The sequence below is a fragment of the Pseudomonas sp. LPB4.O genome (genome assembly GCF_038383825.1).
In the GTDB taxonomy this organism is placed as follows: domain Bacteria; phylum Pseudomonadota; class Gammaproteobacteria; order Pseudomonadales; family Pseudomonadaceae; genus Aquipseudomonas; species Aquipseudomonas putida.
The window spans coordinates 4393659-4414916 of sequence record NZ_CP151298.1 but is presented as its reverse complement, the minus strand read 5'-3'; the positions used below and the strand labels follow the sequence as shown (position 1 = coordinate 4414916).

Here is a 21258-nt window from a genome sequence, read left to right as displayed (position 1 = left end):
CTCGTCAAATAGCTTGGCTGCGCCGGGAGGGCGGCAGCAACTGGGCAATGGGGCCGGCATTGGCCGCAGCGTCGTGCTGGCCGAAGCAGGCGTTGTAGGTGGCGATGATCTCGCCGGCGATGGACACGGCGATCTCGATGGGCAGCTTGCCCTTGACCTCGGCCAGGCCCATGGGGCAGCGCATGCGGGCCATTACGGCCTCGTCATAGCCGCGCTCGCGCAAGCGGTGCTCGAACTTGACCCGTTTGGTCTTCGAGCCGATCAGGCCGAACCAGGTGAAATCGTTGCGCTTGAGAATGGCAGCGGTCAGCTCCAGGTCGAGCTGGTGGTTGTGGGTCATGACGATGCAGTAGCAGCCTGGCGGCAGGCCCGCGACTTCGTCGACCGGTTCCTCACTGACGACCTTGGTCACCCCGTTGGGGATGAGCTCGGGGAATTCCTGTTCACGCGAATCGATCCAGCGCACCCGGCAGGGCAGCGCGGCGAGCAAGGGTACCAGAGCCCGGCCGACATGGCCCGCGCCGAACACGGCGATCTGCGCCTGCACGGCGGCCATTGGCTCGAACAGCAGCACGGTGACGCCGCCACAGCACTGGCCAAGGCTGGCGCCGAGGCTGAAGCGCTCCAGGTGCGGGGTGGTGCGCTGCTCTTCAAGCATTTGCCGGGCGATGTGCAGGGCCTTGTATTCCAGGTGGCCGCCGCCGATGGTGTCGAACAGGCCACCGGCGCTGACCACCATCTTCGAGCCAGCGTTGCGCGGGGTCGAGCCGCGCTCCTCGATGATGGTCACCAGCACGCAGGCTTCGCCACGGGACTGGTGGTCGGCGAGGGCGTTGATCCATTGGTGCATGATGCAAATCCTCTTCAGTGCAACGCGGTCGGCTTTGTGTAGGAGCGGCCTTGTGCCGCGAAAGGGCTGCATGGCAGCCCCCAAAATCTTCATTCCTGTGCCGATCCTGGGGCCTCTGCGCGCCCCTTTCGCGGCACAAGGCCGCTCCTACAAGGACCGCGGCGTTACTGAGTCACAGTTTCCAACTCTGGGGCTTCAGGTTGCGCTGCAGCCACCGCCTTGCGCATCTGCTCACAACCCCACAGCACCCGCTCCGGTGTCGCCGGCGCGTCAATGTTCGGCTGCACGCGGTAGTCGGCCAGGCTGGCCACGGCATCCTTGATCGCACACCAGGCCGCAATGCCGAGCATGAACGGCGGCTCGCCCACGGCCTTGGAATGGAACACGGTGTCTTCCGGGTTCTTGCGGTTTTCCACCAGCTTCACCCGCAGGTCCAGCGGCATGTCGGCGACGGCCGGGATCTTGTAGCTGGCCGGGCCGTTGGTCATCAGTTTGCCCTTGGCGTTCCACACCAGTTCTTCGGTGGTCAGCCAGCCCATGCCCTGGATGAAGCCGCCCTCCACCTGGCCAATGTCGATGGCCGGGTTAAGCGAGTCACCCACGTCGTGCAGGATGTCGGCGCGCAGCATCTTGTATTCGCCGGTCAGGGTATCCACGATCACCTCCACGCAGGCAGCGCCGAAGGCGTAGTAGTAGAACGGCCGGCCGCGTGCCTGGCTGCGGTCGTAGAAGATTTTCGGCGTGCGATAGAACCCGGTGCTGGACAGCGACACCTGCGCGAAGTAGGCCTGCTGCACCAGTTGCTCGAAGCTGACGATCTGGTCGCGCATGCGCACATGGCCGTTGCGGAACTCGACGTCTTCCTCGGTCACCTGATAGTGCCGTGCGGCAAACTCGGTCAGGCGCCGCTTGAGGATTTCGGCAGCGTTCTGCGCTGCCTTGCCATTCAGGTCGGCGCCACTGGAGGCTGCGGTCGGCGAGGTGTTGGGTACCTTGTCGGTGTTGGTGGCGGTGATCTGTATGCGGCTGAAGTCCACCTGGAAGATCTGCGCCACTACCTGGGCCACCTTGGTGTTCAGGCCCTGGCCCATCTCAGTGCCGCCGTGGTTCAGGTGAATGCTGCCATCGGTGTAGATGTGGATCAGCGCACCGGCCTGGTTGAGGAAGGTGGCGGTGAACGAAATGCCGAACTTGACAGGCGTCAACGCCAGGCCCTTCTTCAGCACCGGGCTGTTGGCGTTGAAGCGGCGGATCGACTCGCGGCGCTCGGCGTAGTCGCTGCTGGCTTCCAGGTCGGCGGTCATCTCTTCGAGCATGTTGTGCTCGACGGTCTGGTAGTAGTGGGTAACGTTGCGTTCGGTCTTGCCGTAGTAGTTGGCCTTGCGCACGGCCAGCGGGTCGCGGCCCAGGTGGCGGGCGATATGGTCCATCACCTGCTCGATGGCGACCATGCCCTGCGGGCCGCCAAAGCCGCGGTAGGCGGTGTTGGAGGCGGTGTTGGTCTTGCAGCGGTGGCCGTGCACGGTGGCATCGCCCAGGTAGTAGGCGTTGTCGGAGTGGAACATGGCGCGGTCAACGATGGAACCGGACAGGTCGGGCGAGTAGCCGCAGTTGCCGGCCAGGTCGAAATTGATGCCGTGCAGCCGGCCGGTGTCGTCAAAGCCCACGTCGTACTCGACGTAGAACGGGTGGCGCTTGCCGGTCATGGTCATGTCTTCGACCCGCGGCAGGCGCATCTTGGTGGGCTGGCCGGTCAGGCGCGCAATTACCGCGCACAGGCACGCCGGGCTGGCGGCCTGGGTTTCCTTGCCGCCAAAGCCGCCTCCCATGCGGCGCATGTCCAGCACCACCTTGTTCATCGGCACGTCGAGCACTTCGGCGACCAGTTTCTGCACTTCGGTGGGGTTTTGCGTGGAGCAGTAGACGATCATGCCGCCGTCTTCGGTGGGCATTACCGAGGAAATCTGCGTTTCCAGGTAGAAGTGTTCTTGGCCGCCAATGTGCAGCGTGCCCTGAATGCGGTGTGGGGCGCTGGCCAGGGCGGTAGCGGAATCGCCGCGCTGGTGGGTGTGGCTGTCAAGCACGAAGTGCTTCTTGCGCAGCGCCTCGACCACATCCAGCACCGGCTCCAGGTCTTCGTATTCGACGATCGCGGCCATGGCCGCGCGGCGTGCGGTTTCAAGGTCGCGGGCGGCAACGGCAAGCACCGGCTGGCCGAAGAACTCGACCTTGTCGATGGCCAGCAGCGGGTCGCCGGCCACCACTGGGCCGATGTCTTTCAGGCCGGGGATGTCTTCGTGGGTGATGGCGATGCGCACACCCTCGAAGGCATAGCACGGCGTGGTGTCGATGCGCAGGATGCGCGCATGGGCGCGGTCGGCGGTGCGCGCATAGACGTGCAGCTGGTTGGGGAATTCCAGGCGGTCGTCGATGTACAGCGCCTCGCCGGATACATGCTTGTCGGCGCTGTCGTGCTTGACGCTGCGGCCCACCCCGGTGGTCAGGTCCTGGCTGAACAGCTCGGCCATCTCGGCCTGGCTCTTGGCTACGTGATGGTTAGACATAAGCGGTCACCCGGGTTTCGATGTGCGGCGTTTGCTGTTCGATGAAGTACTTGCGCAGCAGGTTCTGCGCGGTCAGCAGGCGGTATTCCTTGCTGGCGCGGAAGTCGCTGAGCGGTGTGAAGTCCTCGGCAAGGGCCTGGCAGGCACGCTCGATGGCGGCCTGGTTCCACGGCTTGCCGCGCAATGCGGCTTCGCAGGCGCGGGCCCGTTTAGGGATGGCCGCCATGCCGCCGAAGGCGATGCGCACACCACTGACCGCGCCGTTTTCGATACTCAGGTTGAAGGCCGCGCATACGGCAGAAATGTCGTCGTCCAGGCGCTTGGACACTTTGTAGGCGCGGAACGCCCAGTCGCTGGTGGCGCGAGGCACGATGATCTTCTCGATGAACTCGCTGTCCTGGCGGGCAGTGATGCGGTAGTCGATGAAGTAGTCTTCCAGTGCCATGGTGCGCTGGCGCTCGCCTTGGCGCAGGACGATCTGCGCGTCCAGGGCAATCAGCAAGGGAGGCGAGTCGCCGATGGGCGAGGCGTTGCCGATATTGCCGCCCAGGGTGCCCTGGTTGCGAATCTGCAGCGAGGCGAAGCGGTGCAGCAGGTCGCCGAAGTCCGGGTACTCCTCGTGGAGTGCGCCGTAGCAGTCGGTAAGCGGGGTGGCCGCGCCGATTTCCAGGTGGCTGGGGGTTTTTTCGATGCGCTTGAGCTCGGCCACGTGGCCGACATAAATCATCACCGGCAAGGTCTTGTGGAACTGGGTCACTTCCAGGGCCAGGTCGGTACCGCCGGCCAGCAGGCGGGCTTCGGGGTGTGAGCTGTACAGGTCGGCCAGGTCGGCCACGGTCAGCGGCACCAGGCAACGCTTGTCGCCGCTGTTCAGCTCGCCCGTCTGGGTCGGCGTAATGGCCTTGAGGCGGCTGATGGTGTGCGCCTGCTGGGCATCGAACTGGTCGCGGCAGGGCTGGCGGCAGCTCTGCTCGGCGGCGTCGAGGATCGGGCGATAACCGGTGCAGCGGCACAGGTTGCCGGCCAGGGCTTCCTGGGCCTGGTGCAGGTCAGGGCCGCTGCTGTTCTTTTGCAGGGCGAACAGCGACATGACAAAGCCTGGGGTGCAGAAGCCGCATTGCGAGCCATGGCAATCGGCCATGGCCTGTTGCACGCTGTGCAGTTGGCCCTGATGCTTGAGGCCTTCGACGCTGATCAGTTGCTTGCCGTGCAGCGACGAGACAAAGGTGAGGCACGAGTTGAGGCTGCGGTAGCGCAGGCTGTCGTTGCCTTGTTCGTCCTGGGTCAATTCGCCGACGACCACGGTGCAGGCGCCGCAGTCACCACTGGCGCAGCCCTCCTTGGTGCCGGGTTTGCCCAAGTGCTCGCGCAGGTACTGCAGCACCGTCATGTTCGGGTCCAGGGCGTGCTCACTACGCAGCTCCTGGTTGACGAGAAACTGGATCACGGGGATGGCCTCGCAATGGTTTTATTGTTGTTGGGCGGACTCTAAGCAACACCTGTCCAGCAGGTCAATATTTTTCTGACTCAAAGGTCAAGAAATTGCTCATGCCACCGCCCGGCCGAATACATTGCCCATACAACAAGCATAGATCGCGCCGGGCGCACGGCTGTCTGGCTGGTCAAATAAACCGCCAGGCCCCTCTGCGCGATTACCGCCCAAATACGCTACAATCCGCCCCTTGTGCCCAGTTCAATGATTTTGAAGGAAAACCATGACGTTCAAGGCCCCGGACAGCCTCTCCGAGCAGATTGCCGATTACCTGGCCGAACGCATCATCCGCGGCGAGCTGGCGCCAGGCGAGCGTATCCAGGAGCAGAAGGTGACCCTGGCCCTGAATGTCAGCCGTGGCTCGGTGCGCGAAGCGTTGTTGATCCTCGAGCGCCGGCACTTGGTGGCGATCTTGCCGCGTCGGGGTGCCCACGTGACCGTGCTGGACGAGCGCAGCGTGCGCAGCCTCTGTTCCTTGATGGGCGAGTTCTACATCCTGCTGGGCAATGCGGTTGCGCAAAAATGGCGCACCGACGCCGACCTGCGCCCGTTTCTGGATATTCAGCAGCGCCTGCAGCGTGCCCATGACCAGCTCGACATCAAGACGTTTGTCGCCGATAGCTTCGCGGTGATGCGCGCAGCCTATCCGTTCGCCGACAACCCGTTCCTGCAGGAAACCGTGGAAAACCTGCAGCCGGCCATGAGCCGTGCCTACTACCTGTCGCTGGACCAGCGCCAGGCCAACATGATCGACTACCTCGACCTGTTCGCCCGCCTGCTCGACGCCGTTGTCGCACGCGACCTGCCGCGCATTCGCGAGGTGCTTACCGCCTATGGCCAGCGCAGCTGCGAACTGGTGCTGGCGGCGCTGGCCCGAGGCTGACCGATGCGCCTGAAGTGCATTCGCCTGGCCGGCTTCAAGTCGTTCGTCGACCCGACCACGGTCAATTTCCCCAGCAACATGGCGGCCGTGGTCGGCCCCAATGGCTGCGGCAAGTCCAACATCATCGACGCGGTGCGCTGGGTGATGGGCGAGAGCTCGGCAAAAAACCTGCGCGGCGAGTCGATGACCGATGTCATCTTCAACGGCTCCAGCGGCCGCAAGCCGGTCAGCCAGGCCAGCATCGAGCTGGTGTTCGACAACAGCGAAACCACCCTGGTAGGCGAGTACGCCGCTTACGCCGAAATTTCGATCCGCCGCAAGGTCACGCGCGACGGGCAGAACAGCTATTACCTCAACGGCACCAAGTGCCGTCGACGCGACATCACTGATATTTTCCTCGGTACCGGCCTGGGGCCGCGCAGCTATTCGATCATCGAGCAGGGGATGATCTCCAAGCTGATCGAGGCCAAGCCCGAGGAGCTGCGCAACTTTATCGAGGAAGCCGCTGGCATCTCCAAGTACAAGGAGCGCCGCCGCGAAACCGAGAACCGCATCCGCCGCACCCAGGAAAACCTGGCACGCCTGACCGACCTGCGCGAAGAGCTGGAACGCCAGCTGGAGCGCCTGCACCGCCAGGCCCAGGCGGCGGAGAAGTACCGCGAGTACAAGGCCCAGGAGCGCCAGTCGAAGGCACGCCTGTCGGCCTTGCGCTGGCGCGGCCTGGACGAGCAGGTGCGCCAGCGCGAGTCGGTGATTGGCGACCAGGATGTCTCTCATGAGGCGTTGGTGGCCGAGCAGCGCAACGCCGATGCCAGCATCGAGCGCCTGCGCGATGGCCACCATGAATTGTCCGAACGCTTCAACCAGGTGCAGGGCCGCTTCTACTCGGTAGCCGGTGACATTGCCCGGGTCGAACAGAGTATCCAGCACGGCCAGCAGCGCCTGCGCCAGTTGCAGGACGACTTCAAGGAAGCCGAGCGCACACGCCTGGAGACCGAATCGCACCTGGGCCACGACCGCACCTTGCTGGCCACCCTGGGCGAAGAGCTGGCCATGCTCGAACCTGAGCAGGAAATGACCCTGGCTGCCGCTGAAGAGGCCGCTGCGGCCCTTGAAGAAGCCGAGTCGGGCATGCACGGCTGGCAGGAGCAGTGGGACAGCTTCAACAGCCGCTCCGCCGAGCCACGCCGCCAGGCCGAAGTACAGCAGGCGCGCCTGCAACAGCTGGAAGCCAGCCTGGAGCGTTTGGCCGAGCGCCAGCGCAAGCTGGGCGAGGAGCGCGAGCAGCTGGGTAGCGACCCGCAGGACGCGGCCATGCTCGAATTGGCCGAGCAACTGGCCAGCAGTGAAATGCTGCTGGAAGAACTGCAGCTGTCCGAAGAGCAGGTAGTGGAGCGCCTGGAAGGCGCGCGCGAGCAACTGCAACAGACCACCCAGGCCCAGCAGCAGGCGCAGGGCGACCTGCAGCGCCTGGGTGGTCGACTGGCCTCGCTTGAAGCCTTGCAGCAGGCCGCCCTGGAACCGGGCGCAGGTGCTGCAGACTGGCTGCTAGGCCAAGGCCTGGAACAACAGCCACGCCTGGCTGAAGGCTTGCGGGTAGAGCCGGGTTGGGAGTTGGCAGTAGAAACGGTGCTTGGCGCCGATCTGCAGGCCGTGCTGGTGGATGATTTCGATACGCTCGATTTCACAGGCCTTGAGCAAGGTGAACTGCGCTTGCTGCAGGCCAGCGGCAAGTGTGCGTCGTTGCCCGGCAGCCTGCTGGAAAAGGTCGAGGGCCGTATCGACCTGGCGCCCTGGCTGGGCCAGGTCAAACCTGTGGAAGACCTGGCCCAGGCGCTGGCGCAGCGCGCGTCGCTTGGCGAAGGGCAGAGCCTGGTCAGCCGCGATGGCTACTGGGTAGGCCGGCACTTCCTGCGGGTGCGCCGTGGGGGTGAAGCTGAAGGCGGCGTGCTGGCGCGCGGCCAGGAGATTGAGCGCCTGGGCCTGGAGCAACATGAGCAGGAAGCGGCACTGGAGCAGTTGGAGCAACAACTGCAGGCCCTGCGCGAGCAGCAGCTGGACCAGGAAGAGCAGCGCGAACAGCTGCGCCGCCGCACCCAGGAAGAAAACCGTCTGCATGGCGAACTGAACGCCAGCCTGTCGGCCAGCCGTGCCCGCGCCGAGCAGGTCGAGTTGCGCCGTCGACGGCTGCTTGAAGAACTGGCCGAGCTCGAAGAGCAGCGCGCCCTGGAGCATGAGCAGCTAGGTGAAGCGCGCTTGCTGCTGCAGGAAGCCCTGGAGCTGATGGCCCAGGATACTGAGCAGCGTGAGCAGTTGATGGCCCGCCGCGACACCCTGCGCGAAGGCCTCGACCGGGTGCGCCAGGAGGCTCGCCAGCACAAGGACCACGCCCACCAGTTGGCCGTGCGCCTAGGCTCGTTGCGTGCCCAGCACGACTCCACCCGTCAGGCTCTGGAGCGCCTGGAGCAGCAGGCTGCGCGCCTTACCGAGCGCCAGGAGCAACTGAGCCTGAACCTGGAAGAGGGCGAGGCCCCCCAGGAAGAACTGCGCCTGAAGCTCGAAGAGCTGCTGGAGCGGCGCATGAGCGTTGACGAGGAAATGCGCAAGGCCCGCCTGCACATGGACGAAGCCGACCGCGAACTGCGTGATGCCGAAAAACGCCGCACCCAGGCCGAGCAGCAAGCCCAACTGCTGCGCGGCCAGCTGGAAACACTGCGCCTGGAGTGCCAGGGCCTGGATGTACGACGCAAGACCCTGCAGGAGCAGTTGCTGGCCGATGGCTACGACCTGCAAGGCGTGCTCGCCACCCTGGAGGCCGAGGCCAGCGAGCAGGGCACCGAACAGGAACTGGAGCAGCTTGAAGCACGCATCCAGCGCCTGGGCGCGATCAACCTGGCCGCCATCGAGGAATATGAACAGCAGTCCGAGCGCAAGCGCTACCTGGACGCGCAGGACGCCGACCTGGTCGAAGCCCTGGAGACCCTGGAAAACGTCATCCGCAAGATCGACAAGGAAACGCGCAACCGCTTCAAGGATACCTTTGATCAGATAAATGCCGGATTACAGGCACTTTTCCCAAAAGTTTTCGGTGGTGGCAGCGCTTATCTGGAACTGACGGGCGAAGATCTACTCGATACAGGGGTGACGATCATGGCGCGACCACCGGGCAAGAAGAACAGCACCATCCATCTGCTGTCCGGTGGCGAGAAGGCACTGACCGCTTTGGCGCTGGTGTTTGCCATCTTCAAGTTGAACCCCGCACCGTTCTGCATGCTCGACGAGGTCGACGCACCGCTGGACGATGCCAACGTCGGGCGCTATGCGCGCCTGGTCAAGGAAATGAGTGAAAGCGTGCAGTTCATCTACATCACGCATAACAAGATTGCCATGGAGATGGCGGACCAATTGATGGGGGTGACCATGCATGAACCAGGTTGTTCACGTCTTGTTGCAGTTGATGTGGAGGCGGCCATGGCCATGGTCGACGCTTGATGTGCGACGATGGGGGCACATTCTGGAACGAAATGCCCCCGTCATGTGCGACAGACGGTGTAAAGTTGTCTTTGGTCGTGCTAGCTTAATGTCACTCGTTTTTTGCGTGGGTAAAACGCCTGTCAGAACATAGAGTTGGCGCCACGTGTTAAAGGGCTTTGAACCCTTTGTTTTCAAGCATATTTTTATAGAGGCACGGGATTACATGGAAATCGGTCTGCGCGAGTGGCTGATCGTCATCGGCATCATTGTCATTGCCGGGATTCTTTTCGACGGCTGGCGCCGCATGCGCGGCGGAAAAGGCAAGTTGAAATTCCGTCTGGATCGCAGTTATTCCAACCAGCCGGACGAAGAGGGTGGCAGCGCCGAAGTGCTCGGCCCGTCGCGTGTGCTGGACACCCACAAGGAGCCTGAGCTGGACGAAAGCGACCTGCCGTCGCTCAGCGCTTCTTCGCGTGATCGCGAACGCGAGCCCAAGCCGGCCAAGGCCAGCAAGCGCAACAAGCGCGCCACCGCAGCGGCGGATGTGCAGCAGGGTGACCTGAACCTGAGTGCCGACACGCGCGAGCCGGACCTGTTTGCCGACAGCGATGACGACTTTGCCGCCGACAACACCCGCAGCAGCAGCCCGGCGCCTGCCACCAGCCTCAAGGAGCTGCCACCGGCCGAGGAAGTGCTGGTGATCAGCGTGATCTCCCGTGACGAAGGCGGCTTCAAAGGCCCGGCACTGCTGCAGAACATTCTGGAAAGCGGCCTGCGCTTCGGCGAAATGGACATCTTCCACCGCCACGAGAGCATGGCCGGCCACGGCGAAGTGCTGTTCTCCATGGCCAACGCGGTGAAACCTGGCGTGTTCGACCTGGACGATATCGACCACTTCAGCACCCGTGCGGTGAGCTTCTTCCTTGGCCTGCCGGGCCCGCGTCATCCGAAGCAGGCCTTCGACGTGATGGTCGCCGCGGCGCGCAAACTGGCCCACGAACTCAACGGCGAGCTCAAGGACGACCAGCGCAGCGTGCTGACGGCCCAGACCATCGAGCACTACCGCCAGCGCATCGTCGAGTTCGAGCGCCGTGCGCTGACCCAGAAGCGCTGACAGATCCAGACGAAAGAGCAGCCTGAGGGCGTGCTGGTCGGTTCGGGAGTTACTGCCCGACCCGGCCCTGTCGCCGGCAAGCCAGCTCTCACAGGTGTATCACTGCCTTCCAGGCTCGTGGTGTACCTGTGGGAGCTGGCTTGCCGGCGATAGGGCCGGGTCAGGCAATTACCAATCCAGGCCCCAGACACCACCCCAGGCTGCTCTTTTTGCTTTGCAAGAGACCCTGAAAATGACCGCCGAAACCCGTATCCACGAACTGCGTGCCGAACTCGACCAGCACAACTACCGCTACTACGTGCTCGACGAACCCAGCGTGCCCGATGCCGAGTACGACCGCCTGTTCAACGAACTGAAGGCGCTTGAGGCTGAAAACCCCCACCTGGTAACCCCCGATTCGCCAACCCAGCGCGTCGGCGGCCAGGCTTTGTCCGCCTTCAGCCAGGTGCGCCACGAAGTGCCCATGCTCAGCCTGGGCAACGCCTTCGAAGAAACCGACCTGCGTGAGTTCGGTCGCCGCGTGGTAGAAGGCCTCGACCAGCCCGGTGCGGTCGACTACAGCTGCGAGCCCAAGCTCGACGGCCTGGCGGTGAGCCTGCTGTACCGCGACGGCCAGCTGGTGCAGGGCGCCACCCGTGGTGACGGCACCACCGGCGAGGATATCAGCGCCAACGTGCGCACCGTGCGCAACATCCCGCTCAAACTGCAGGGCCAGGGCTGGCCGGCGGTGCTGGAGGTACGCGGTGAGGTGTACATGAGCAAGGCTGGTTTCGACCGGCTCAATGCGGCCCAGGCCGAAGCCGGCGGCAAGACCTTCGCCAACCCGCGCAACGCGGCCGCCGGCAGCCTGCGTCAGCTGGACTCGAAGATTACCGCCAGCCGCCCCCTGGAGTTCTGCTGCTATGGCGTTGGCCAGGTGTCCGAAAGCATCGGCGACAGCCACATCGGCACCCTCGAGCAGCTCAAGGCCTGGGGCCTGCCGATCAGTCGCGAGCTCAGGCACGCTGCCGGCATCGATGAATGCCTGGCCTACTACCGCGACATTGGCGAGCGGCGCAACAGCCTGCCTTACGAAATCGACGGCGTGGTGTTCAAGGTCAACAGCCTGGCGGCCCAGCGCGAGCTGGGTTTCCGTGCCCGTGAGCCACGCTGGGCGATTGCCCACAAGTTCCCGGCCATGGAAGAGCTGACCGAGGTGCTGGACGTCGAGTTCCAGGTTGGCCGCACAGGTGCCGTAACGCCTGTGGCGCGCCTGAAGCCGGTCAAGGTGGCCGGTGTGACCGTGTCCAACGCCACGTTGCACAACATGGACGAAATCGCCCGCCTGGGCCTGCGCATTGGTGACACGGTGATCATCCGCCGTGCCGGTGACGTGATCCCGCAGGTGATGCAAGTCGTGCTGGAGCGCCGCCCGGAAGATGCCCGCCCGGTACAAGTGCCGAGCGAGTGCCCGGTGTGTGGCTCGCAGGTCGAACGCACCCAGCTGGTCAAGCGCAGCAAAGGCAAGGCAACTACCAGCGAAGGTGCGGTGTACCGCTGTGTCGGTCGCCTGGCCTGTGGTGCCCAGCTCAAGCAGGCGATCATTCACTACGTGTCGCGCCGTGCCATGGACATTGACGGCCTGGGTGAGAAAAGCGTCGAGCAGTTGGTGGATGAAGGCCTGATCGGCTCGCCGGCAGACCTGTACAAACTGGAATTCGAGCAGGTTGTCGGGCTTGAAGGCTTTGCCGAGGTGTCCAGCAAGAAGTTGCTCGATGCCATCGAAGCCAGCAAGCGCCCGAGCCTGGCGCGCTTCATCTACGCCCTGGGCATTCCGGACGTAGGCGAAGAGACCGCCAAGGTACTGGCCCGCTCGCTGGGTAGCCTGGCGCGCGTGCAGCAGGCGCTGCCGCAGGTGCTTACCTACCTGCCGGACATCGGCCTGGAAGTGGCCTACGAGATTCACAACTTCTTCGAAGACGAGCATAACCAGAAGGTCATTGAGCAGCTTCTGGCCAGCGGCATGCAATTACAGGACGAAGGCGAACTGGCTGCCGAATTCGCTGCCAGCACCACCTTGGCCGGGATGATCGCCAAGCTCGACATCGCCTCGGTCGGCCCGACCGGTGCCGAGAAGCTGGTGGCCAAGCTCGACAGCCTGGACAAGATCATCGCCGCCGACGGCATCGACCTGCGCCAGGCCCTGGCGGCCAAGCAGGCTGACGCAGTGCGTGAGTTCTTCAAGGATGAAGCGAATCAAAAGCTGGCGCGGGATATCGAAGCCCAGTTGCTGGCGTTCGGCATGCATTGGAGCAGCGAGAAGAAGGTGGCCGAAGGCTTGCCGCTGGCTGGCCAGACCTGGGTGCTGACCGGCACCCTGGAACGCATGAGCCGCGACATCGCCAAGGACAAGCTGGAAAGCCTAGGCGCCAAGGTGGCCGGTTCGGTGTCTGGCAAGACCCACTGCGTGGTGGCAGGGCCGGGGGCAGGGTCCAAGCTTGCCAAGGCCGCTGAGCTGGGCGTGAAGGTGCTGGACGAAGATGCCTTCGTCACATTCCTGGCCGAACAGGGCATTACTATCTGAAGCCCTGCGCTATCCCCGGCCCCAACATTCTGGCCCGATACCAAGAACCAGAAGCTTGTACGGTCCCTGTAGGAGCTGGCTTGCCGGCGATCACCGGCAAAGCCGGTGCCATCCACGGCGCTGCCTTCTTCGCGGGCGCGCCCGCTCCCACAGGTTTGCGCGCCAGTTCAGCGACCATGCGCCTGACAAGTCATTGAGAAATGATGACTTTTTCTGCCTCAGAGGTTGTATCTGCCCTCAAGACCGGTACAATGGCGGCACTCGCTGCTCAGCGAGGCATGTAGTGGTGGCCCCGTCGGTCCCCCCGCATTGATTACCCGTTAACCTGGTCAGGCCCGGAAGGGAGCAGCCATAGCGGGAACATCGAGTGCCGGGGTGTGGCTGGTGGGGCCGCCTCCATTTCTGGGGTCGGAAAACCTCAATCTGCAACGAACGCCTTCGTTCTTGCCTGCTTCTCGCCCAATGCTCCGGCCGCCGAGAGCTTCATCAGCCGCTGGAATTTCGGGCATGCCAGATGATCTTGTTCAGGACACTGCGCCGCATGCCGCAATCCCTTGCTCATCGCTTGCATCCGCCTGATTCGCGCATCCAGTTCGTCCGCCTTGGCGATCAGCATCTGCCGGTCGACCTGCAGGTCCACCAGCATCGCCCCCACTTCATCCAGCGAAAACCCCGCAGCCTGCCCCAAGGCGATCAGTGCCAGCCGGTCTGCCACATCAGCCGCAAACTGCCGCCGCTGGCCGCGCCCGGCCAGCGACTTGAGCAAGCCTTTCTTCTCGTAGTAACGCAGTGTCGATGCGGGTACGCCTGTGCGTTTGGCGACGTCGGCAATGTCCATTTCCGGTCCTTGACTTGAAGTTGACTTCAACTTCTATGCTGCGCGGCATGGGTATTGACCGTCAACCTTCGAGGGCTTGTTCAATGACGTTAACTGCGATGTTTCTAGCTGCTTTGCCGATTGGCATCGGTGCCACTGTGGTGATGGACCTGTGGGGGCTGCTGCTGAGGCGGTTGGGTGTGGCAACGCTGAACTTTGCCATGGTCGGGCGTTGGGCAGGACATTTGCTAGGCGGGCGTGTGTCGCACCAAGCGATTGCCAAAGCGGAACCGGTGCGAAATGAGTTGGCGTGGGGATGGGTGATTCATTACGCCACTGGCGTGCTTTTCGCGTTGCTGCTGGTTTTGATCGCAGGGGAGAGCTGGTTGCGGTCACCTACTCTTTTGCCAGCAGTAGCTGTGGGTGTGGGTACAGTCGTGGCACCGCTGTGCTTCATGCAGCCGGCGATGGGGGCGGGGTTCTTTGCGTCCAGAACGCCGACACCTGCGCGTAACTGCCTGAAGAGCCTGGCCACGCATTTTGTGTTTGGTGTGGGGTTGTTCTTGAGTGCGGGTTTACTTGCTTTCGTGTGACGGCAGGGAGTTGGGTCAGAGCGAGCGCAAAATCAGCATGCCTGCTAAGAGCAGTACCCCTGTAGAGATTGCGCCGATGTAAAAAAGGAGCACACCCGTCCATGGCGAAGACGCTCGAAGGTTGCGCATTTCTTCGGCGAACGCTTCTGCTTCATTCAGTGCTGTTCTGGTGTGATCCTGGGCGGCGCGGTGCATGTGTTACTCCTTGTGCTGGATTAATCGAAGCTCAGAGCTTGCTGGCCACTGCCATTACGCCAACTATGGTTGTAACAACTGCTGAACCCGTTGCGATTGGGTACCAGAACGCCTCCAGCCGGAGCTTACGCGCTTCTGCTACAAATTTCTGTGCCTCGGCCCTTAACTTGCGGCCTTCATTTTGTAACTTCTCAAGTTCGAGATGTTCACGATCATCCTGATGCATCGGGCTGTCTATTCTGTTGCGGCGAAGGTGCCAGGGGCGGGCTTGATTGTGTGTGGTTTGGTTCGGCCGCGAAACCGCCGTTTTCCATTGAGTGTTGTAGTCCAATTGCGATCAAGTTCGTCAGGCACGTCACGTCGGAGTAATTTTAGACGGATCTGATATCAATCGAAGAAAGCTCCTACACGTCAGGTAGGTATAGCGAATTATCCTACGATCTCCGTCGACTCCCGTCTGATTGTCCCGGTCAACCTCGCCCACTAGGCTTTCGCGGTCGCTGTCAGGTCAGCGATCGGGTGTGGAAGCCTGGGCGGCACACGGGACAGTTGTCATTTATGGCGGCTGTGCGCGGGAGGTATTCGTACCTGCCGGGTCTACCGTGTGCCTGGTCTTCCACCCCGCGTACAGTTGCCACCCTAATGCGTGGAAGCAGAAGGGGACAACACAGCCAACACGGAGCTGTCATGAAAAAGCTGGTCCCCGATCCACCCCACGTCTTCGATCTTCCCCAAGGTAAATCCCTTTCCCGCGCCATCAGCGAAGGCATCGTGCCGATGGAGTTCGCGCTGATGAATGTTTCCCACTACCTGATGTTCGCCTACAGCGATAGCCGTCGGGCGCTTGAGCGCATTCAGGACGAAGAAACCAGGCAATTGCTGGAGCATGGGTTGCGGGCCATGCAGATTGCCTGGGGGCAGGCGGATGCGGTGGCATTGGCGTTTGAGCGTAGAACCCAGTGATTTTGGCCTTGAAGTAAGTTAGAGATAGCAGGGATACCGAGTAACCCTGTGGGAGCGCAAGCTTCGCGAGGGTTTTGCCTTCCATCAGATGGGCCGGATCAGGGCCGGGCCACAGACATGTTGTCCGGGTCGCCCGCTCCCCCATACCGCTGCACAATCCGCTCGATCTCCCCCGACTGCTTCATTTTTACCAGCGCCCGCAACAGCGCTTGTGTCGGTATCGCCGGGTCGTTGCGCACCATGCACCCCAAATCCTGTTCTTCCAGCACCGCCAGCGCCTGCAATTGCTGCTCGGCTGGCAAGCCTTGGTTGAACCACTGCAAAGACAGCTGGTTGCTCACCGCATGCCGATACCGCCCGGCCTGAAGCTTTTGCAGCACCAGCAACTGGCTGCGGCTGTCCTCACGGTGCAGCTGGCCCTTGTCCAGCAGCGGTTGCAGGGTTGAATAGGTGTAGCCCAGCACCGTGCCGATAGCCTGGGGTGGCAGCTGCTCTGGCGGCATCGGGGTGCTGTCACTGGCGCGGCCAATCAGCACGTCGCGCTGGTGAATCAGCGGGATACTCCACACAAAATTCCCCGGGCGGTCATTGAGCCATCGGGTGCTGACGTAGCAACGCACATCGATGTCGCCGCTGCTCATGGCCTCCTCCAGGCGCAGGCGGGCCATGACGTGATACTTGGGACGAGCGCCCACTTCCTTGGCAACGGCCTGTGTCAGGTCGTAAAGCAACCCCTCCACTGGCTGGTCGCCTTCGAGGCGCACCAGTGGCATGCTCCAGCTCTCTGCCACCGAGAAACGCAGCACCGGCTGTTCCGCCAGGCTGTAAGCGGACCAGAGCATCAGAAGCGCCAGCAGAATTGGCAAAGGCGTATCCTCCCTGAACAACGCGCCTGTCTCAAAGCGTAGACGACGCGCGCAGGGTGCAATTTTGCCCCCGCTCCGCTAGCATTAGCGATCTTCCGCTCTATCAGGCTACGATGGTTTTTTGATGAGTTATCAGGTTCTTGCACGTAAATGGCGTCCGCGCTCGTTCCGCGAAATGGTCGGCCAGGCCCATGTGCTGAAGGCCTTGATCAATGCCTTGGACAATCAGCGCCTGCACCATGCCTACCTGTTCACCGGTACCCGGGGCGTGGGCAAGACCACCATCGCCCGTATTATCGCCAAGTGCCTGAACTGTGAGACCGGCATCACCTCCACGCCATGTGGCACCTGTTCGGTGTGCCGTGAAATCGACGAAGGCCGCTTCGTTGACCTGATCGAGATCGACGCCGCCAGCCGCACCAAGGTCGAGGACACCCGCGAACTGCTGGACAACGTGCAGTACGCCCCGAGCCGTGGGCGCTTCAAGGTCTACCTGATCGACGAAGTGCACATGCTCTCGACCCACTCGTTCAACGCCTTGCTCAAGACGCTGGAAGAGCCGCCGCCCTACGTCAAGTTCATCCTCGCCACCACCGACCCGCAGAAGCTGCCGGCCACCATCCTGTCGCGTTGCCTGCAGTTCTCGCTGAAGAACATGAGCCCGGAGCGGGTGGTTGAACACCTCAGCCACGTACTGGCTGCCGAAAACGTGCCGTTCGAGCCGGATGCCCTGTGGCTGCTGGGCCGTGCGGCCGATGGCTCGATGCGTGACGCCATGAGCCTTACCGACCAGGCTATCGCCTTTGGCGAAGGCAAGGTGCTGGCCGCGGATGTGCGGGCCATGCTTGGTAGCCTTGATCATGGCCAGGTCTATGGCGTGTTGCAGGCGTTGCTCGAAGGCGATGCCCGGGCATTGCTGGAGGCCGTGCGCAACCTGGCCGAGCAGGGCCCGGACTGGGCTGGGGTGCTGGCCGAAATGCTTAACGTGCTGCACCGTGTGGCCATTGCCCAGGCGCTGCCTGAAGCGGTGGACAACGGCCAGGGCGACCGTGAGCGGGTGCTGGCGCTGGCTTCGGCCTTGCCGGCCGAAGACGTGCAGTTCTATTACCAGATGGGCCTGATCGGTCGCCGAGACCTGCCGTTGGCACCAGACCCGCGTGGTGGCTTCGAGATGGTCCTGCTGCGCATGCTGGCGTTCCGCCCGGCCGATACCGACGATGCGCCGAAACCGGTGCTAAAGCCAGTGGGGATCAGCCTAGCCACAGCTGATCCTGCAGCGCCGGTGGCAGCCTCGGCGTCGGCTGAGCCCTCATCGTCTGTCGCGGCAGAGCCTGTAGCGGCCGCCCCACAGCTGGAAGTGCCTGCACCTGCGACAGCCGACCATGAGCCGGAGGCCGAGCCAGACGTTGAGCTGCAGGCCGAGATCGAGGCCATTTCCGTACCCGAGCCAGTTGCGGAGGTGGTCGACCTGCCGTGGGAAGAGCCGGCAGTTGCACCCGCACCGGTAGCCGCTGAACCTGCGCCTGTGCCCGTACCAGCGCCCGAGCCTGTAGCCCCCGCGCCGGCACCACAGGCCACCCCGACCCACGACGAGCCGCCTTTCGACCCCTCCGCCTACGCAGCCGTAGGCATGGATCGCGACGATGAGCCGCCGCTGGACGAAGACTATTACGGTGGTGAAAGCGACCCGGTCGGTTTCAGCTACCTGGACGAGTTGGCCGAACATGTTCAGGAGGACGTGTCCAAGCCTGCGGCCGAACCGCTGCCGGCGGCCAAGCCGGCCACCGGGCTGGCCCTGCAATGGCTGGAATTATTCCCACAGTTGCCTGTGTCCGGGATGACAGGCAACATCGCGGCAAACTGTACGCTGATTGCCGCCGATGGCGACGATTGGCTGCTGCACCTGGACCCTGGCCAGGGCGCGCTGTTCAACACGACCCAGCAGCGGCGCCTGAACGAAGCGCTCAACCAGCACCTGGGGCGCACGCTGAACCTGCGGATCGAGCTGATCCTGCCCGAGCAGGAAACCCCGGCCCAGGCAGCGTCGCGCAAGCGCGCAGAGCGCCAGCAGGACGCCGTAACCTCGATCGAGCAGGATCCGTTGATCCAGCAGATGATCAAGTTGTTCGGTGCCAAGGTGCGGCAGGATACTATTGAGCCTGTAGAGGCCCTGGCCAAACAGGGCCAGTAACGGATAACCATGCGGTTGGCCCTGCGCCAGGCCGCATCACATGACCCAATCGAGGTATACCCCATGATGAAAGGTGGCATGGCCGGCCTGATGAAGCAGGCCCAGCAGATGCAGGAAAAAATGCAGAAAATGCAGGAAGAGCTGGCCAACGCCGAAGTCACCGGCCAGTCTGGTGGCGGCCTGGTGAGCGTGGTGATGACCGGTCGTCACGACGTCAAGCGCGTCAGCATCGACCAAAGCCTGATGTCGACTGACGAGGACGACAAGGAAGTGCTGGAAGACTTGATTGCCGCCGCGCTGAACGATGCCGTGCGCAAGATCGAGCAGAGCAGCCAGGACAAGATGGGCGGCATGACCGCCGGCATGCAACTGCCACCGGGCTTCAAGATGCCGTTCTAAGGGCATTGCGATACCGGAAACCGCCGCTGATATCAGCGGCGGTTTTTTTTGCCCAGATTTCAACCCAGGCGCGGTCTGCTTTCATGTGGGAGCAACGGTTTTGCTCAAACTTTGAAATTTTGCACGATAACTGTGGGAGCTTTCCAGTTTTGTGCAAGGCAGTTGCTCTCACATAACTGCAGGCCGCGTAGACTTGGGATGACGTGATTTGACGCCACTGCCCACGCTGGGTATAAACCGCCTCTTATTGATTTGTCAGGCCATCCCCATGAGCTTCAGCCCCCTCATCCGCCAACTGATCGACGGCCTGCGCATCCTGCCAGGTGTCGGTCAGAAAACCGCCCAGCGCATGGCCTTGCAACTGCTCGAGCGTGACCGCAGCGGGGGCTTGCGCCTGGCGCAGGCCCTTACCCAGGCCATGGAAGGGGTGGGCCATTGCCGGCAGTGCCGCACCCTGACCGAGCAAGAGCTGTGCCCGCAATGCGCCGACACGCGCCGTGACGACACCCAGCTGTGCGTGGTCGAGGGGCCGACCGATGTGTATGCGGTGGAGCAGACGGGCTACCGTGGCCGCTACTTTGTGCTCAAGGGGCACCTGTCGCCGCTGGACGGCCTGGGGCCGGAGGCCATTGGCATTCCGCAGCTGATGGCGCGCATCGAGGAGCAGGGCACCTTCACCGAGGTGATCCTGGCGACCAACCCGACGGTGGAAGGGGAGGCGACGGCGCATTACATCGCGCAGTTGCTGAGCGAGAAGGGGCTGATGGCGTCGCGGATTGCCCATGGCGTGCCGTTGGGCGGCGAGCTGGAGATGGTGGATGGCGGGACCTTGGCCCATGCCTTTGCAGGGCGCCGGCCAATTTCGCTCTGACTTGGTCAATTTCGCTCTGACTTGGTATTGAGGGGGCTGCAAAGCAGCCCCAAAAGCCAACTCAGTATTCGCTGAGGGTAAACTCGGTCAGGCAGAAGGTTGGCACACCCGCGGCCTGAAGCCGGCGCGACCCCTCCAGTTCCGGCAGATCAATGATAGCCGCCGCCTCGAACACCTGCGCCCCGGTGCGGCGCACCAGGTTGGCCGCCGCCAGCAGCGTACCGCCCGTGGCAATCAGGTCATCGAAGATCAGCACCGAATCGCCTTCGCACAGGCTGTCGGCATGCACTTCCAGGAAGGCTTCGCCGTACTCGGTCTGGTAACCCTCGCTCAGCACGTCAGCCGGCAGCTTGCCCTGCTTGCGGAACAGGATCAGCGGCTTGTTCAGCTGGTGGGCGATGATCGAGCCAATCAAAAAGCCCCGCGCGTCCATGGCACCAATGTGGCTGAACTCAGCCTCGACATAGCGCTCGATGAACTGGTCGGCCACATAGCGCAGCCCGCGCGGCGATTGGAACAGCGGGGTGATGTCGCGGAAGATCACGCCCGGTTTGGGGAAGTCCACTACCGGGCGGATCAGGGCTTTGAGGTCGAAGGCGTCGCTGTGCATTGGTGCGGGTATCCTGGGAAAACGAATGCCCAAGTATACCCGCTAAACGCAGGCCTCAGGCTTCGATTGCGCCACCGGCCAGCGCGCACAGCTGGATAGGGTCAAGGATGTGCACTTCCTTGCCTTCGGCGCGCAGCAGGCCGTTTTGCTGGAAGCGGGTGAACACCCGCGACACGGTTTCCACTGCCAGGCCCAGGTAGTTGCCGATTTCGTTGCGCGACATGCTCAGGCGGAACTGGTTGGCCGAATAGCCGCGGGCGCGGAAGCGCGCCGACAGGTTGACCAGGAAAGTGGCAATGCGCTCGTCGGCAGTCTTCTTCGACAGCAGCAGCATCATTTGCTGGTCGTCGCGGATTTCCCGGCTCATCACCCGCATCAGCTGGCGACGTAGCTGCGGCAGTTGTACCGACAGCTCGTCAAGCCGCTCGAAGGGGATTTCGCACACCGACGTGGTTTCCTGAGCCTGGGCCGACACCGGGTAAGCTTCTGTGTCCATGCCCGACAGGCCGACCAGCTCGCTGGGCAGGTGGAAGCCGGTGATCTGCTCTTCGCCGCTGTCGCTGAGGCTGAAGGTTTTCAGGGCACCGGAACGTACGGCGTAGACCGAGCCGAAATTGTCACCTTGGCGGAACAGGAACTCGCCTTTTTTCAGCGGCCGGCCACGCTTGACGATTTCATCCAGTGCATCCATGTCTTCCAGGTTCAGCGAAAGAGGCAGGCACAGGGGGGCCAGGCTGCAATCCTTGCAATGGGCCTGGTTGTGTGGGCGCAGTTTGACTGGCTCGGACATTTGAATCGATCCTTGTGGGAAAG

Annotated in this window: 18 protein-coding genes and 1 other RNA gene; 10 read left to right on the top strand and 9 right to left on the bottom strand. The window is 62.9% G+C overall.

Translation table 11 applies throughout. The features are described 5' to 3' along the window. Positions 1-4 precede the first annotated feature (4 nt). From xdhC to xdhA, 3 genes are all read right to left on the bottom strand, one after another. Complete coding sequence (gene xdhC / locus MRBLPB4O_RS19995; RefSeq protein WP_341796387.1) at positions 5-850, bottom strand: xanthine dehydrogenase accessory protein XdhC; 846 nt, start codon at positions 848-850, stop codon at positions 5-7. Between the two features lie 164 nt (positions 851-1014). Continuing rightward, positions 1015-3414, bottom strand: coding sequence for a xanthine dehydrogenase molybdopterin binding subunit (gene xdhB / locus MRBLPB4O_RS19990; protein ID WP_341796386.1), 2400 nt, complete (start codon positions 3412-3414; stop codon positions 1015-1017). Further along, the gene (xdhA, locus tag MRBLPB4O_RS19985; protein ID WP_341796385.1) at positions 3407-4861 is read right to left on the bottom strand and encodes a xanthine dehydrogenase small subunit; all 1455 of its coding nucleotides are present in this window, start codon (positions 4859-4861) and stop codon (positions 3407-3409) included. Before xdhA ends, xdhB begins: the two co-directional genes overlap by 8 nt. Before the next feature lie 268 nt (positions 4862-5129). Here xdhA and MRBLPB4O_RS19980 point away from each other — a divergent pair, with 268 nt between their 5' ends. The 5 genes from MRBLPB4O_RS19980 (at position 5130) to ffs (ending at position 13330) form a co-directional block, all read left to right on the top strand. Continuing rightward, complete coding sequence (locus MRBLPB4O_RS19980) at positions 5130-5789, top strand: GntR family transcriptional regulator (RefSeq protein ID WP_016498621.1); 660 nt, start codon at positions 5130-5132, stop codon at positions 5787-5789. A gap of 3 nt (positions 5790-5792) precedes the next feature. Further along, positions 5793-9281 carry a chromosome segregation protein SMC gene (gene smc, locus MRBLPB4O_RS19975; protein WP_341796384.1) on the top strand — a complete coding sequence of 1163 codons (3489 nt, stop codon included), beginning with the start codon at positions 5793-5795 and terminating at the stop codon, positions 9279-9281. Positions 9282-9486: 205 nt separating this feature from the next. After that, the gene (gene zipA, locus MRBLPB4O_RS19970) at positions 9487-10377 is read left to right on the top strand and encodes a cell division protein ZipA (RefSeq protein ID WP_049272885.1); all 891 of its coding nucleotides are present in this window, start codon (positions 9487-9489) and stop codon (positions 10375-10377) included. Positions 10378-10609: 232 nt separating this feature from the next. Then, on the top strand, positions 10610-12940 hold the full coding sequence (ligA, locus tag MRBLPB4O_RS19965) for an NAD-dependent DNA ligase LigA (RefSeq protein ID WP_341796383.1): 2331 nt from the start codon (positions 10610-10612) through the stop codon (positions 12938-12940). A 293-nt stretch (positions 12941-13233) separates the two neighbouring features. After that, an RNA gene (ffs, locus tag MRBLPB4O_RS19960) (signal recognition particle sRNA small type) lies at positions 13234-13330 on the top strand. 28 nt (positions 13331-13358) lie between these two features. Here the strand turns inward: ffs and MRBLPB4O_RS19955 are convergent. Next, complete coding sequence (locus MRBLPB4O_RS19955) at positions 13359-13778, bottom strand: helix-turn-helix domain-containing protein (RefSeq protein ID WP_341796382.1); 420 nt, start codon at positions 13776-13778, stop codon at positions 13359-13361. Positions 13779-13861: 83 nt separating this feature from the next. On the opposite strand from MRBLPB4O_RS19955, the gene MRBLPB4O_RS19950 reads away from it, so the two are divergent. Further along, the gene (locus MRBLPB4O_RS19950; RefSeq protein WP_341798915.1) at positions 13862-14350 is read left to right on the top strand and encodes a DUF2938 domain-containing protein; all 489 of its coding nucleotides are present in this window, start codon (positions 13862-13864) and stop codon (positions 14348-14350) included. 15 nt (positions 14351-14365) lie between these two features. Here MRBLPB4O_RS19950 and MRBLPB4O_RS19945 read toward each other — a convergent pair whose 3' ends face one another. After that, the gene (locus tag MRBLPB4O_RS19945; RefSeq protein WP_010955016.1) at positions 14366-14545 is read right to left on the bottom strand and encodes a hypothetical protein; all 180 of its coding nucleotides are present in this window, start codon (positions 14543-14545) and stop codon (positions 14366-14368) included. A gap of 31 nt (positions 14546-14576) precedes the next feature. Next, positions 14577-14771 (bottom strand): hypothetical protein, encoded by a 195-nt coding sequence (locus MRBLPB4O_RS19940; protein ID WP_341798914.1) that lies wholly within the window; start codon positions 14769-14771, stop codon positions 14577-14579. 461 nt (positions 14772-15232) lie between these two features. Between MRBLPB4O_RS19940 and MRBLPB4O_RS19935 the strand changes: the two genes are divergently transcribed. Further along, positions 15233-15508, top strand: coding sequence for a hypothetical protein (locus MRBLPB4O_RS19935; protein WP_341796381.1), 276 nt, complete (start codon positions 15233-15235; stop codon positions 15506-15508). A gap of 98 nt (positions 15509-15606) precedes the next feature. Here the strand turns inward: MRBLPB4O_RS19935 and MRBLPB4O_RS19930 are convergent, their stop codons facing one another. Next, positions 15607-16374: an ABC transporter substrate-binding protein gene (locus tag MRBLPB4O_RS19930; protein ID WP_341796380.1), complete on the bottom strand. Its 768-nt coding sequence runs from the start codon at positions 16372-16374 to the stop codon at positions 15607-15609. Positions 16375-16498: 124 nt separating this feature from the next. Between MRBLPB4O_RS19930 and dnaX the strand changes: the two genes are divergently transcribed. The 3 genes from dnaX (at position 16499) to recR (ending at position 19835) form a co-directional block, all read left to right on the top strand. Further along, positions 16499-18565 (top strand): DNA polymerase III subunit gamma/tau, encoded by a 2067-nt coding sequence (dnaX, locus tag MRBLPB4O_RS19925; protein WP_341796379.1) that lies wholly within the window; start codon positions 16499-16501, stop codon positions 18563-18565. Between the two features lie 63 nt (positions 18566-18628). Next, entirely contained in the window at positions 18629-18964 is a 336-nt protein-coding gene (locus MRBLPB4O_RS19920; protein WP_041167979.1) for a YbaB/EbfC family nucleoid-associated protein, read from the top strand. A gap of 268 nt (positions 18965-19232) precedes the next feature. Beyond that, the gene (recR, locus tag MRBLPB4O_RS19915) at positions 19233-19835 is read left to right on the top strand and encodes a recombination mediator RecR (RefSeq protein WP_016498636.1); all 603 of its coding nucleotides are present in this window, start codon (positions 19233-19235) and stop codon (positions 19833-19835) included. Between the two features lie 61 nt (positions 19836-19896). Here the strand turns inward: recR and MRBLPB4O_RS19910 are convergent, their stop codons facing one another. Together MRBLPB4O_RS19910 and fnrA are read right to left on the bottom strand one after the other, a co-directional pair. Next, on the bottom strand, positions 19897-20445 hold the full coding sequence (locus MRBLPB4O_RS19910; RefSeq protein ID WP_019473383.1) for an adenine phosphoribosyltransferase: 549 nt from the start codon (positions 20443-20445) through the stop codon (positions 19897-19899). A gap of 55 nt (positions 20446-20500) precedes the next feature. Next, positions 20501-21235: a Crp/Fnr family transcriptional regulator FnrA gene (gene fnrA / locus MRBLPB4O_RS19905; protein ID WP_012273416.1), complete on the bottom strand. Its 735-nt coding sequence runs from the start codon at positions 21233-21235 to the stop codon at positions 20501-20503. Positions 21236-21258 lie beyond the last annotated feature (23 nt).